We start from the raw sequence: 13362 nt of genomic DNA, 5'->3' as shown, positions 1-13362 counted from the left end.
GCGCCCAACGTTTACAGCGTGGACTACCAGGGTATCTAATCCTGTTCGCTCCCCACGCTTTCGCTCCTCAGCGTCAGTATCGGCCCAGAGACCCGGCGAGGGTGAGGGCCCGGGGCGCCCGCCCGACCGGAAGCTCGGTCTCCTCCACCGGCCCGGCGGCGTCATCGATTGCGGTCTCGTCCGGCGCCCCGCCAGCAACGTCGACCGGCGCGGCCTCGGCCGGGTCCTCGCCCTCCGCGCCGCCGACCGCCTCAGCCGATCCCGCGCCGCCCATCACCGCGGCGGTGCGGGGCACGGCAGGGCTGCTTAAGGAAGGGCCGTCCGGCGGGCCGCTGGAGGAAGGGCCGTCCGGCGGGCCGGTGTCCCAGGGGTCCGGCTCCGGTGGTTCGGTCGGTGGCGGCGCCTCCGGGCCGCTGCCCGGCCGCGGGACGGGCATCGCCAGTTCGGCCAGGAAGCGGCTGGGCTGCTCCTCGCCCGCCGAACCGCCGACGCTCGCCGAGGCCACCGCGGTCGCCACCAGGCGGCGACGAGCCCGGGTGGCGGCCACGTAGAAGAGCCGCCGCTCCTCGTCGAGCAGGGCCGAGGTCTCGGCGACCACGGCGGCCGCACCCGAGGCGGGACGGCCGGCGATCACGTCGACCAGCCGCTCCGAGCCGAGGAGGCTGCCCCGCAGGCGCAGGTCGGGCCAGATCCCCTCCTGCACGCCGGCCAGGACCACGACGTCCCACTCCAGGCCTTTGGCCGCGTGCACGGTGAGCAGCCGGACCGCATCGCCACGGTCGGCGCTCGGGGCGATCGAGTCGGCCGGCAGATCCTGGCCGAGCACGTGGTCGAGGAAGACCTCGGTGCGCGCACCGGGCAGCCGGTCGACGAAGCGAGCCGCGGCGTCGAAGAGGACCACGATCGCGTCGAGGTCCCGGTCGGCCGCCTCGGCCCGCCACTGCCGGGCCCGGCCCACCTCCCGCTGCTCCGGCATGGGGGATTCGCGGGTGCTCATCGCATACCACCGGTCGGCGAGGCCGCTGGCCCGCCAGACGGCCCAGAGCACGTCCTCGGCGGTGGCGCCGGGCACGGCTGCGGCTTCCCGGACGACCGCGAGCAGCCGCGCGATCGTCTGCGCCGGCCGCGCCCACCGCCGCTCGACCATGTCCAGCCCGGCCGGGTCGCTGACCGCGTCGACGAGCAGCTCACCGGAGGGACGCCGATCGCCCGCGGCCAGCGCGAGGGCCCGCAGTCCCTGCCGCAGCCGGCGCTCGGCCAGCGGGTCGGCGCCACCGAGCGGCGAGTGCAGCAGCGCGACCGCGGCCTCCTCGTCGAGCACCTCGGGGTCGAGCGCGCACCGCAGGAGCAGCAGGAACGGAGCGACCGCCGGTTGCAGGTGCAACGGCAGATCCTCGGCGTGGATGACGGTCGGCACCCCGGCGGCGGCCAGCGCCCGCTGGACCGACGGCTGCTGCAGGGCGGTGGATCGCATCAGAACCGCCATGCGCGACCACGGCACACCATGCAGCAGGTGCGCCTCCCGCAGGACGTGCGAGATGTAGGCGGTCTCCGCGGCCGGCGACCGGAAGGTCCGCACGACGGCCTCCGCCACGGGCGCGAAGGGCCCACCGTCGGGCGGGGAAGCGCCGGCTCGATCGCCACTCTCTGGCGAACCCGCCCGCGAAGATCCAGCATCAGCCGAACCCGCCGACGAAGGACCAACACCAGACGAACCCGGCTGCGAAGCGCCGGTATCAGGCGAACCCGGCTGCGAAGCGCCGGTATCAGGCGAACCCGCCGGCGAAGCGCCGGCAACAGGCGAACCCGGCTGCGACGGATCAGCCTGCGCGGCCGCGGGCTGGGGGGGATCTGCTGGCGGCGGGAACATCGGGCGATGCCCCATCGGCCCGCGCATGCGCCGCGCCACCCGGCTGGTCGCGGTGAGCAGCGACGGCGCCGCACGGTAGTTCGTGTGCAGGACGAGGGTCTCGGCCGGAGCACCCGCCGCCGATCGGAACGTCGTCGAGAACGTCGAGACCACGCTCGGGTCGGCGCCCCGGAAGCCGTATACCGACGAGTCCGGGTCGGCGAAGGCGACGAGTGGCTTGCCGCCGCCGGCGATCTGGGTGAGCAGCTCGACCTGGGCCGGGTCGGTCTCGGCCAGCTCGTCCACGAAGACGAACTCGAGACGCCGCCGCTCGGCGGCCAGCAGGTCGGGCTCGTCGGCGAGCAGACCCGAAGCGGCCCGGACGAGCTCGGCCGGGTCATAGGCCGTCGACCCGCGGGTGGTCACGTCGCGCAGTGCGAGAACCGCCACATATTCGCGGAGGAAGCGCGCCGCGGCGGGCCAGTCGTCGCGGCCCAGCCGCTCGCCGAGCCGGGCCAGCTCCACCGGCCCGATGCCCCGCTCCGCCGCACGCTGCATGAGGTCACGCAGCTGCTGCGCGAACGCCCGCGTGGGCAACGCCGGCCGCAGTGCTTCCGGCCACCCGATGTCGTCGGTCGCCTCGGGGTCGCCGACGACCGAGAGCAGCTCCCGGATGATCAGATCCTGCTCGGGACCGGTGAGCAGCCGCGGGGACGGCTCGCCCCGCTCCGCCGCCGCACGACGGAGGAGGCCGAACGCGTACGCATGGAAGGTCCTGACGAGCGGCTCGTGGACGATCCGGCCGGGATCGTCGGCGATCCGCGCCTCGATGCGGTCGCGGAGTGCCGCCGCGCCGCGGCGGCCGAAGGTCAGCACCAGGATCCGCTCCGGATCGGCGCCGGCCGCGATGCGGGCCGCGACCGCCTCGATCAGAACGGACGTCTTGCCGGTGCCGGGACCGCCGACCACCAGCAGCGGCCCGGCGGTGTGCTCGATCACCCGGCGCTGGACCGGGTCGGCCGGCAGCGCGGGCGTGACCGGACGGGGGCGCCGGACCAGGCGATAGGCCGGCCGGCGCACCGGAGTTGGGGGGGCCGGCGTGCTCACGGCATCTATGAGAGCACGCCGGTACGACGTTATCCCCTGCCGAGGGTGTCCTCGATGAGGTCGATCGCGGCCGGAACCGATCGGGCCACCTGGATCATCTCCATGGCCGAGGGCCGGACGAACTTCTCGTCGACCAGCCCGCCGAGCCAGCGCAGCAGCCCGTCGTAGAAGCCGTCCGGGTCGAGCAGCACGATCGGCTTGCGGTGCACGGCGAGGGTGGCGGTGGTCCACACCTCGAAGAGCTCGTCCAGCGTGCCGAGGCCACCGGGCAGGGTGAGGAAGGCGTCCGATCGTTCGATCATCAGGTTCTTCCGGGCGCCCATGTCGGTGGTGACCAGGAGCTCGTCGGAGGCGATGTCGGCGACCTCGAGGTCGACCAGGCATTGCGGGATGATGCCCAGGGTGTGCCCGCCGGCCGAGCGAGCGCCGTCGGCAACCGTGCCCATCATGCCGACGCAGCCACCGCCGGAGACCAGGACGTGCCCGCGTTCGGCGAGGGCCCGCCCGGTTTCCGCGGCGAGGTCGAGCCAACGCTGTTCGAGGGTGGTCGAGGAGGCGCAGAAGACGCAGACGGCCGCCACGTCACCGCTTCCCGTTCGGGTCGGCGAGGGCCGCGTCGGCGTCCACGATGATGCGGACCGCCTCGGCAACGTCGTCGGTGACCTGGATCAAGTCGAGATCCGCAGCACTGATCTTGCCCTCGTCGAGCATGCGCCGTTTCAGCCAGTCGAGCAGACCGCCCCAGTACTCGGCGCCCATCAGGATCACCGGGAACCGGGTGACCTTCTTCGTCTGGACCAGGGTGATCGCCTCGAACAGCTCGTCGAGCGTGCCGAAGCCGCCCGGCAGCACGACGAAGGCCTGCGCGTACTTGACGAACATGGTCTTGCGGACGAAGAAGTAGCGGAAGTCGATGCCGACGTCGACCCAGTCGTTGAGCCCCTGCTCGAACGGCAGCTCGATGCCGAGTCCCACGGACATCCCGCCGGCCTCGGTGGCTCCCCGGTTGGCCGCCTCCATCACGCCCGGACCGCCCCCGGTGATCACCGCGTAGCCGGCCTCGGCGAGCGCCGCACCCAGGCTGTACGCCAGCTCGCACTCGTAGCTCTCCGCGCTGCTGCGGGCCGAACCGAAGACGCTCACCGCCGGCGGGAGGTCGGCCAGGGTGTCGAAGCCCTCGACGAACTCGGAAAGGATGCGCAGCGCCCGCCAGGCGTCCTTGGTCTTCCACTCGCTGCGGTGATGGGAGTCGAGCAACTTCTGGTCGGCCGTGCTGGGCGGGATGGAGTCACGCCGTAGCGTGACCGCCCCGCGATGACGTTCCGGACCGGGTTGAGGTCGCCCGTTGGTGCTCTCCGTCATGCGTCCAAGGTAGTGCGGACGGTCAGTACCTGGTGAATAACCGGCTGCGTTTCGGTAAGAGGATTGCGACCTCCGGACCTTTTTGCCAGATTGAAGCAACCGACAGTAGCTCCGGCACGTCTGTACTGTTACCGACCTGGCATCACCGGGCTCCCGGCGAAGGAGCAGCCACCGTGACGAATCGATACGAGCGCCTCAAGATGCAGCGCCGCATGCAGCGCCGGATCCGCCTGGTGGTGGAGGAAAGGCGAGTCGCCTTCGCGGCCCGTGACGCCGAGCCGACCGTCGACCTGGAAGCGACCATGGAGATACCGCCCGAGCTGCTGGCGGTCCCGCAACGGGCAATCGGCCGGGTGGCGGCGCCGCAGGTCTAGGGCGCCAGCCAGCGGTAAAGCGTGGCCGACCCGTCGCGGATCTTCCCGATCTCGACGTGCTCGTCCGGCGCGTGCGCGAGGGCCGGGTCACCGGGCCCGTAATTCAGAGCCGGGATGCCGAGCGCCGCGAAGCGCGCCACGTCGGTCCAGCCGAGTTTGCCGGCCGGTTCAAGGCCGATCGCGGCGAGGAACTCCCGGGCCGGGGCCGCACTGAGGCCGGGCAGCGCGCCCGGCGCCGAGTCGGTCACCTCCAGCTCGTACCCGTGGAAGATCTCCTGCAGGTGTTCCAGCGCCTGCTTCTCGGACCGGTCCGGGGCGAACCGCAGGTTCACGTCGATCGAGCACTCGTCCGGCACGACGTTGCCGGCGATGCCGCCGTCGATCCGGACCGCGCTCAACCCCTCCCGGTACGTGCACCCGTCGATCGTCACGGTCCGCGGGTGGTAGTCCTCGAGCCGGCGCAGCACCTCGCCCATCGCGTGGATCGCGTTGACCCCGCGCCAGGCCCGGGCGGTGTGCGCCCGCCGCCCCGCGGTCCGGATCCGCACCCGCATGGTCCCCTGGCAACCCGCCTCGACCAGCCCGTACGTCGGCTCGAGCAGCACCGCGAAGTCGGCCTGCAGCCATTTCGGGTGTGACTGCGCCACCAGGTTGAGCCCGTTGAACTCGGACTCGATCTCCTCCGCCTCGTAGAAGAGGTAGGTGAGGTCGTACCGCGGGTCGGGCAGGGTGACCGCTAGGTGCAGGGCGAGCGCGACCCCGGACTTCATGTCCGAGGTGCCGCAGCCGTAGATCAGGTCGTCGACGACCGTCGACGGCAGGTTGTCGTTGACCGGCACGGTGTCCAGGTGCCCGGCGAGGATCACGCGCTGCGCGTGGCCCAGTTTGGTGCGGGCCATCACCGTGTTACCCAACCGGCGCACGCTCAGGTGATCGGCCCGGCGGAGGACGTCCTCCACACAGTCGGCGATCACCTTTTCGTCGCGGGAGACGGACTCGATGTCGACCAGGGCGCGGGTCAGCACGACCGGGTCGAGCAGCACGTCCGGGGTAAGCGGGTTGGCCATGTGCGCACCATACCGGGGGGACACGACGCCCCCGATGGCTCGTTCAGGGTCCGGTAGGGTTCGGTCCGTGGAAACCGCGATCTCGACTTCGCCCGCCTGGGGCATCGGCCTCGCCACCGTCACCGCCGAGGGACAGGTTCTGGACACCTGGTTCCCGGCCGGTTACCTCGGCCTCGGTGAGGAGCCCGCCGACGCACCGGCGCTCCCGGCCGGGCAGACCGGCCCCAAGCTGCTTCCCGGCCTGAGCACCGTCGAGGTCCGTACGGTGATCAAGTCGCTGGCCGACCCGATCACCGACGCCTCCGACGCGTACCTGCGGTTGCACCTGCTCTCGCACCGCCTGGTCGAGCCGAACGCGCTGAACCTGGACGGCATCTTCGGCAAGCTGGCGAACGTGGCCTGGACCTCGGCCGGCCCCTGCCCGCCGGAGCGGGTCGACGAGCTGCGGTTCCTGGAGCGCGCCGCCGGTCGCCAGCTCGCCGTCTACGGCGTCGACAAGTTCCCGCGCATGATCGATTACGTGGTGCCGTCCGGCGTGCGGATCGCCGACGCCGACCGGGTCCGCCTCGGCGCCCACCTGGCCTCCGGCACGACCGTCATGCACGAGGGATTCGTCAACTTCAACGCCGGCACGCTCGGCACCTCGATGGTCGAGGGCCGGATCGTGCAGGGTGTGGTGGTCGGCGACGGCTCGGACATCGGCGGCGGTTCGTCGATCATGGGCACGCTCTCCGGCGGCGGCAAGGAGAAGGTGCGCATCGGCGAGCGCAGCCTGCTCGGCGCGAACGCGGGCATCGGCATCTCGCTCGGTGACGACTGCGTGGTCGAGGCGGGCGTCTACATCACCGCCGCTTCCAAGATCACGCTGCCCGACGGTCGTGTGGTGAAGGCCATCGAGCTGTCCGGTGTGAACAATCTCCTGTTCTGGCGCAACTCGGTCTCCGGTGCGCTGGAGGCCCGCCCGCGCAAGGGCACCGGCATCGAGCTGAACGCCGCGCTGCACACCAACGACTAGCCCGAACGCAACGCTGAGGCGGCCGCCGTGCGAACGGCGGCCGTCAGTGTGTTCAGGGTCTGCGACTCGATCCGCCAGTACTGCCAGTAGAGCGGCACGTCCAGGTGCCGGCCGGGCGCGATCTCGACGTAGCGGCCGGCCGCCAGGTCGGGGCGGGCGTTCTGCTCGGGGACCAGGCCCCAGCCCAGACCGATCCGGATCGCCTCGTTGAAGGTGGCCGCGCCGGGCACGTAGTGGATCGGCGGCTCCGGCCGGCCGTCGAGGAAGCGGTGCTGCAGCCGATCCTTGCGGTTGTAGACCAGCATCGGCGCCCGGCTCAGGTCGCTCGCGTCGAAACCGGGCGCGGCGACCGGCAGGTAACGCATGGCGCCCAGCCGTTCCACCCGGCATCCCTGGACCGCGACGTGCTCGGCGGTCACCGCCGCCATCACGGTGCCGGCCCGCAGCAGCTCGGCGGTGTGATCCTGATCGTCGGTGTGCACCTCGAAGGTCACCCCCGGCACGCGGGTGAGCACCGGCAGGAACCAGCTGTTCAGCGAGTCCGCGTTGACCACGATCGAGAGCCGGGTGCCGCCGCGCGCCTGGGCCAGCGCCTCCCGCTCCAGCAGGGCCACCTGACCGGCGAACCGGACCAGCGCCGCGCCGGCCTCGGTCGCCACGCAGGGTTTGGCCCGGCGCACCAGCACCTGGCCGACCGTCTGCTCCAGCGCCTTGATCCGCTGACTGATCGCGGACGGTGTGACGTGCAGCGCACGAGCCGCCGCCTCGAAGCTCCCGTGCTCGACGACGGCCTGGAAGGTCGCGAGCTGCACCTGATCCATGTTTAGCAACTCTAATCGTTCGTAAGAATGATTAGCTAGAGTGCGGTCGGCTCTCCCCGTAGCGTCGAATTCGTGCTCGCCTCCGCTCTCGCCGGCTTTGCCGCCTCCGCAGTTCTGATCATCGCCATCGGGGCTCAGAACGCCTTCGTCCTTCGCCAGGGACTGCGCCGGGAACACGTACTCCCGGTGGTTTTGACCTGTGCCCTCTCGGACCTGGCGCTGATCTGCGCCGGCATCGCCGGCCTGGGCGCGGTCCTGACCGCGCGACCCGAACTGGTCACCGCGATCCGATGGGCCGGAGCGGCGTTCCTGCTGGCCTATGCCGTGCTGGCCGCGCGCCGCGCGCTGCGGCCGCAGGCGCTCGACCCGGCCGGCCAGGCGCCCGCCACCCTGCGTGCGACGCTGCTCACCTGCCTCGCGCTGACCTACCTGAACCCGCACGTCTACCTGGACACCGTCCTGCTGCTCGGCTCGGTCGCGCAACAGCACACCGACCGCTGGGCGTTCGGCCTGGGCGCGGCCGCTGCCAGCCTGGTCTGGTTCACCGCACTCGGCACCGGCGCGCACCGGCTCGCTCCGCTGCTGGCCCGGCCGTCCGCGTGGCGCATCCTGGACGGCCTGATCGCCGCGGTGATGGCCGCACTCGGTGTTGCTCTGATCGCGCAGGCTTGACTCTCACCCTGGGTGAGACCTCAGAGTTGAGCGGGTGAAGAGCGATCTGCGGGGCATCGGCGAGGTGGCCCGGGCGAGCGGCCTGAGCGTCAGCGCCCTGCGGTTCTATGACGGCGCCGGCGTGCTGGTGCCCGCCGCCGTCGACCGCGCCACCGGCTATCGCCGTTACACGGCGGTGCAGATCAGAGCAGCCCGGCTCATCGCCGGCCTGCGGCGCGTCGGCATGCCGGTCGCCGAGATCGCCCAGGCAGTTCAAGACCTGCAAAACCCCGATTCGGTACGGCGAAGGCTCGACCTCCACCTGACCCGCTTGGAGGCCGGCCTGGCCGACGCCCGGCGGGAGCTCTTCCGGCTGCATGCCCTGCTCGACGTCGAGGAAGGCCTGATGACCCGTCTGACCCTGCCGGCCGCCGACCTCTGCGCCGCCCTCGACGCCGTGCGTTTCGCCGCTGCCGGCGCCGGCGACGTCATCCCCGCGGGCGTGCTCGCCGAGACCGCTGCGGGCCTGCTCACCCTCGTCGCCACCGACCGCTACCGGCTGGCCGTCGCCGCCACCCCGGCCGAGGTGGCGGGCCCCGGCGCTCGCCTGTTCCTGCCGCTGCCCTTCGTCGACCGGCTGCGTGCCGTCCGCGCCGGTTCGGTCACCCTCGACCTGTCCCCCGAGCGGGTGTCCGCCCGCGCCGGTGACCTGGCGTTCGACGACGAGCCGATCGACATCGACTTCCCCGACTACCAGCGCCTGCTCAGCCCGGCCGGCTCCGCCGCCCACCTGGTCCCGGTCGACGCGGCTGCCCTACGCGACCAACTCACCACCGCGCCGCTGGTGGCCCGGGAGCACGAGGGCGCGGCCTATCCGGTGTCGGTACTGACGCTGGACCCCGTCGACGGCCTGCGCCTGGCCGCGGAAAGCGAGTGGGAAGCCGACGCCGGCGCCCACGTCGCGGTGAACCGCGAGTTCCTGCTCCAGGCCCTCGACGCCGGCGGCGCCGGGCAGTTGCTGCTGGAGCTGGACGGGCCACTCCGGCCGCTGGCGATCCGGGTGCCGGGTGACGAGTCCCGCTTCTCCATGCTGATGCCGGTCCGGCGGTAGCTCGCCGGCCGGGGCGGGGTGCCGCTCGGCGCTCGGTCAACCCCGCCGAGCCCGCTCTCCCAGCCCAGCGCCGGCCCGGCTGGCCTCCACCACGAACCGAATCCCGGCCGCCCGGGCGGTATGGAGCGCGTGCCGATTCAGGCCGATCTTGATCAGCTGGTTCTCAGCGCTGTTCGAGCGCGTGCATCCGCCCCTGGCGGCCAGCCTGCTACTCCGGCTGCGCCTGGGAGTTGCTTCGGCCGACCCGAACCGACACCGCCAGCCAGCCAGCACGGCCGCGCCAGAGTGCTGCCCCGGCCGGCCCTAGACAACACTGACCGCCAGCCAGCCCGCCCGGCTGCACCTGAGAGCTGCCTCGGCCGGCCCCAGACGACGCTGAGCGCCAGCCGGTCCGCCCGGCTGCACCTCAGAGTTGCCTCGGCCGGCCCCAGACAACACTGACCGCCAGCCGGTCCGCCCGGCCGCACCTGAGAGCTGCTTCGGCCGGCCCGAGACGACGCTGACCGCCAGCCGGTCCACCCGGCCGCACCTGAGAGCTGCTTCGGCCGGCCTGAGACGACGCTGGCTGCCAGCCAGCAGGCCCGGCCGCGCGTGAGAGCTGCCTCGGCCGGCCTGAGACGACGCTGGCTGCCAGCCAGCAGGCCCGGCCGCGCGTGAGAGCTGCCTCGGCCGGCCTGAGACGACGCTGGCTGCCAGCTAGCAGGCCCGGCTGCGCGTGAGAGCTGCCTCGGCCGGCCTGAGACGACGCTGGCTGCCAGCTAGCAGGCCCGGCTGCGCGTGAGAGCTGCCTCGGCGGGTCTGAGAGGACGCTGGCTGTCAGCTGAGCGGGTTTTACGCGTTGATCGGATAGTCGCGCGGCCTGGGCATGGCGGTGGGGGCGGTGATGGTGTTCGTGGATGCGGGGGTGGCGGCCGGCCGGGCCGGGCGGCGCGGGGAAGGTGGGAGTGGCGTCGGTGTGGTCGGCTTGCGCGTGCAGGGCGGGGAGGGAGGCGGATCCGGGGATTCTGGTAACCGTTCAGCCACAGTCCGGCACCGGTCCCGTATGGGACGTGAGATGGAGTCGCCCGGCGGGGCGGCGCCCGGCTACGTTTCCCGATGTGCGCAGCAACCGGCAGGAGGACGAACTCAACGCCGCGGCTACCGGCGCCTCCATGACCGGGTGGGAGTTCGCCTGGCTGGACGGCCTGGCCGTGGCGTCCGAGCCGTCCTGGTCATACCTGGAGCTGGCCCGCCCGCTGGTGCGCCGGGCCACCAGCGTGCTCGACCTGGACACCGGGGGTGGCGAGCTGCTGGCGGAGCTCGCGCCGCTGCCCTCGCACACGGTGGCTGTCGAGAGCTGGGCGCGTAACACTCCGGCCGCGCGGGAGCGGCTCACCCCGTTCGGGGTGGCGGTGCTCACCGAGCTGCCCGCCGGGGAGGACGAGTTCGATCTGGTGCTCAGCCGGCACGGGCGGCTGCCCGCGGCGGACATCGCCCGCCTGCTGAAGCCGGGCGGCGTCGTGCTGACGCAGCAGGTGGGCAGCGACGACCTGGCCGATCTGAACGTCGCGCTGGGCGCGCCGCCGCCGCATCCGCGGCGATGGGACGCCGAGGTCGCCGCGGCTTCGCTGGAGGCGGCCGGGTTGCAGGTCACCGAGGTACGCGAGGAGCACCCAGCCGCGGTGTTCCGTGACATCTCCGCCGTCGTGCACCAGCTGCGCACGGTGCCGTGGCAGATCCGCGACTTCACCCCGCACCGCTACGAGCGGGCCCTCGCCCGTCTGGCCGCGACGATCCGGGCCCGTGGCGAGTTCACCGCACGAGCGCACCGCTTCCTCGTGCAGGCCGAACGCCCGACAGAACCGTAAGCCGCAAGCCTCTTTCAGGGGACCGGGCGGCCGAAACGCCGACCCCGATAGTGTCCGCGGACCGAAAAGGCTTCCACGGAATTGCAAGCTTTCACATTGTGGCCTCACGTTTCCCACGCCCCCGCGGGCCATTTCGAGAATCCGAGCGGACCTCGGGCTTGAGAATTTCCGCTCGGCGTGGCAGCCCCAATTTCCAGCTGCTGGAAGGCTGCTGAAGGGCTGCTGGAGGGTTGCTGGAAGCGCTGGCGACCGGACAGCCGGGCCACCGTTCGGGAGTGGTGCGGCGGGCTCCGTCACGCGCACGGGGTAACCGGAACGGTTCGGCGCGCCGCCGTCTCGCATGCAACAGGTGGGCGGGAAGAACTATCGCCGGGAAATGGCCGGTCCGCCATCTTTGTCGCAGCGCCGGGAAGCCTTGTGGGCTCCCCGGGACATCCGATTAACGACGCGCACCCCGTTCCGGTCGCTCCGGATCCGTTCGGGGTGGAGGCGCGACGACCGTTCCAGGAGGACATTTCCATGCGCAAGATCACCAAGCGTTCCGCTGTCATCGCCGGCATCACCGCCGTCGCGCTCGGCGGTGGCGCCGCATGGGCAGCGATCGCCGGCTGGAACATCACCGGAACCGGGACGGCCGAGGCCACTGCCGCATCGATCACGAAGATGAGCGCAACCTCAAAACTCGACAAGACGCTCTACCCAGGCCTGGTAACGACGATGGTGACCGAGGTGGCCAACGGCAACGAGTTCCCGGTCAAGCTCACCGACAAGATCTCGGTCACCCCGACTGACGTGGTCGTGACACCCAGCGACGACACCGCCGTCAAGTGCAAGGAGAACCTGCTGAAGACCGCTGACGTGATCGTCACCGACTTTCCGGGTGAACCCACCATCGCCGCAGGCGCCACGAAGCAGAAGATCCAGTCGTCCGTGAAGATCGGCAGCCTGCCGCAGGACTGTGCCAGCAAGACCATCAAGGTCACCTACGGCTTCTCCGGCACCCAGCAGGCCGCCTCCTGACCACGCCGCCCGGGTGGGGTGGCAACCGCTGCCCCACTCCACTGCCGACCCCCGGGAACGTCCATGTCGAAGAGTTGGTGGACCGCGGCTGCCGCGGCGGTGTCGCTGGCCGGCGTCCTGCTCGCCGTCGCCCCCGCCCCGCCGTCCGCCCACGGCGACGGCGCCCTGCGGCTGGCCGGCCGGGACGCTGAGAATCGCGACGGCCCGCTGCACTTCACGGTGGAGGGCAAGCCGGTCCGCAACCTCTATCCGGGCGCGGTCCAGCCGATGCGGCTCACCGTACGCAACCCGCTCGGCTTCCGGCTCAGCGTGCAGCGGCTGACCGCGAAGGTGACCTCGTCGTCCCGGCGGTCGTGTCCACCCACTGCGGGAAATCTGCAGGTCCGGGCCTACAGCGGCCACCTCCCGGTCATCGTGGCGGCGACCGGGCGGACCGCTCTGGACGGCACGATCCCGGTGGTGATGCCGGTGGGCGCCTCCGAGAAGTGCGCCGGCGCCAGCTTCACGATCACCGTGTCCGGCGTCGGCCATCGGATGAGCCGATGAAGCGCGCCGGGGCGCTCCTGCTGACGACGGGCGCGGCGGCGGCCCTGGGCGTGAGCGGGACGATGGTCGCCCACGCGGGCGGCTGGACCCTGCCGGACAACCCGCTCTCCTTCACCGCCCGGGTGGCGAAGATGCCGCGCGGGGTGGAACCCAGCGTGGCAAAGCAGGCGGGGCAGGCCGTGGTCACCTGGAGCGCTCAGGAGATCGCGCCCGGCGTACGGATGGACCACTACGCGGTGACCGCGCACAGCACGAGCGACCCGCCCCGGCCGGACGTCACGCACACCGTGGCCGCCGACGGCGGACCCGTGGAGTCGGTCACCTTCACCGCGGGCGAGGTGGCCGGCGGCGGGTGGCGCTGGACGATCGTGCCGCGGTTCCGGTCCTGGACCGGGGAGCCGAGCAGGATGAGCCGGCGTCTCGCATTCAAGGCGGGCACCACCGAGCGGGTCACCTCGACGGTCGCCCCGGCCCCGCCCAGCCCGGCGGCCGCGATCCCGGCGTCTCCGGCTCCGGGCGAACAACGCTCGGGGGCGTCCGCTCCCGCGGTGGCCTTGACGACCAGCAAACGTGCCATACCGGTCAGCATAAG

Annotated in this window: 12 protein-coding genes, 1 rRNA gene and 1 pseudogene; 8 read left to right on the top strand and 6 right to left on the bottom strand. The window is 72.0% G+C overall.

What is annotated here, in order from left to right; translation table 11 throughout:
• The 4 genes and pseudogenes from AB0F81_RS46575 to AB0F81_RS46560 all read right to left on the bottom strand — a co-directional run.
• Window positions 1-62 (bottom strand): 16S ribosomal RNA (locus tag AB0F81_RS46575); the annotation flags it as partial.
• A gap of 377 nt (window positions 63-439) precedes the next feature.
• A pseudogene (locus tag AB0F81_RS46570) lies at window positions 440-2908 on the bottom strand (UvrD-helicase domain-containing protein); the annotation flags it as partial.
• Between the two features lie 77 nt (window positions 2909-2985).
• The gene (locus tag AB0F81_RS46565) at window positions 2986-3537 is read right to left on the bottom strand and encodes a TIGR00730 family Rossman fold protein (RefSeq protein WP_360210032.1); all 552 of its coding nucleotides are present in this window, start codon (window positions 3535-3537) and stop codon (window positions 2986-2988) included.
• A gap of 1 nt (window position 3538) precedes the next feature.
• A complete protein-coding gene (locus tag AB0F81_RS46560; RefSeq protein WP_360210030.1) occupies window positions 3539-4318 on the bottom strand; it encodes a TIGR00730 family Rossman fold protein in 780 nt (259 codons plus the stop codon).
• 173 nt (window positions 4319-4491) lie between these two features.
• Between AB0F81_RS46560 and AB0F81_RS46555 the strand changes: the two genes are divergently transcribed.
• Complete coding sequence (locus tag AB0F81_RS46555; protein ID WP_360210028.1) at window positions 4492-4692, top strand: hypothetical protein; 201 nt, start codon at window positions 4492-4494, stop codon at window positions 4690-4692.
• Here AB0F81_RS46555 and dapE read toward each other — a convergent pair.
• Complete coding sequence (gene dapE / locus AB0F81_RS46550; protein ID WP_360210026.1) at window positions 4689-5759, bottom strand: succinyl-diaminopimelate desuccinylase; 1071 nt, start codon at window positions 5757-5759, stop codon at window positions 4689-4691. The genes AB0F81_RS46555 and dapE overlap by 4 nt on opposite strands.
• A 67-nt stretch (window positions 5760-5826) precedes the next feature.
• Here dapE and dapD point away from each other — a divergent pair, with 67 nt between their 5' ends.
• Entirely contained in the window at window positions 5827-6774 is a 948-nt protein-coding gene (gene dapD, locus AB0F81_RS46545) for a 2,3,4,5-tetrahydropyridine-2,6-dicarboxylate N-succinyltransferase (protein ID WP_360210024.1), read from the top strand.
• Here dapD and AB0F81_RS46540 read toward each other — a convergent pair.
• On the bottom strand, window positions 6771-7595 hold the full coding sequence (locus AB0F81_RS46540; protein WP_360210022.1) for a LysR family transcriptional regulator ArgP: 825 nt from the start codon (window positions 7593-7595) through the stop codon (window positions 6771-6773). The two genes, dapD and AB0F81_RS46540, sit on opposite strands and share 4 nt — an antisense overlap.
• 72 nt (window positions 7596-7667) lie before the next feature.
• On the opposite strand from AB0F81_RS46540, the gene AB0F81_RS46535 reads away from it, so the two are divergent.
• The 6 genes from AB0F81_RS46535 to AB0F81_RS46510 all read left to right on the top strand — a co-directional run.
• Window positions 7668-8267, top strand: coding sequence for a LysE/ArgO family amino acid transporter (locus AB0F81_RS46535; RefSeq protein WP_360210020.1), 600 nt, complete (start codon window positions 7668-7670; stop codon window positions 8265-8267).
• Between the two features lie 46 nt (window positions 8268-8313).
• Window positions 8314-9357 carry a MerR family transcriptional regulator gene (locus AB0F81_RS46530; protein WP_360210034.1) on the top strand — a complete coding sequence of 348 codons (1044 nt, stop codon included), beginning with the start codon at window positions 8314-8316 and terminating at the stop codon, window positions 9355-9357.
• A gap of 1097 nt (window positions 9358-10454) precedes the next feature.
• Window positions 10455-11204, top strand: a complete 750-nt coding sequence (locus AB0F81_RS46525) for a methyltransferase domain-containing protein (protein WP_360210018.1) — start codon at window positions 10455-10457, stop codon at window positions 11202-11204.
• Between the two features lie 177 nt (window positions 11205-11381).
• Entirely contained in the window at window positions 11382-12224 is an 843-nt protein-coding gene (locus AB0F81_RS46520; protein WP_360210016.1) for a hypothetical protein, read from the top strand.
• Between the two features lie 63 nt (window positions 12225-12287).
• Window positions 12288-12770: a hypothetical protein gene (locus AB0F81_RS46515; protein WP_360210014.1), complete on the top strand. Its 483-nt coding sequence runs from the start codon at window positions 12288-12290 to the stop codon at window positions 12768-12770.
• On the top strand, window positions 12767-13362 hold a 596-nt coding region (locus AB0F81_RS46510), incomplete at its 3' end, for a hypothetical protein (protein WP_360210012.1). The genes AB0F81_RS46515 and AB0F81_RS46510, both read left to right, overlap by 4 nt.

It is taken from the genome of Actinoplanes sp. NPDC024001, assembly GCF_040638955.1.
Taxonomy (GTDB): Bacteria; Actinomycetota; Actinomycetes; order Mycobacteriales; family Micromonosporaceae; genus Actinoplanes.
This window is presented reverse-complemented; position numbering and strand designations above follow the sequence as displayed.

What these genes read in the sequence shown, in the direction of transcription:
- AB0F81_RS46540 (WP_360210022.1), bottom strand. Translation starts at nt 7,595, where the DNA reads ATGGATCAGGTGCAGCTCGCGACCTTCCAGGCCGTCGTCGAGCACGGG.
- AB0F81_RS46515 (WP_360210014.1), top strand. Translation starts at nt 12,288, where the DNA reads ATGTCGAAGAGTTGGTGGACCGCGGCTGCCGCGGCGGTGTCGCTGGCC.
- AB0F81_RS46560 (WP_360210030.1), bottom strand. Translation starts at nt 4,318, where the DNA reads ATGACGGAGAGCACCAACGGGCGACCTCAACCCGGTCCGGAACGTCAT.
- dapE (WP_360210026.1), bottom strand. Translation starts at nt 5,759, where the DNA reads ATGGCCAACCCGCTTACCCCGGACGTGCTGCTCGACCCGGTCGTGCTG.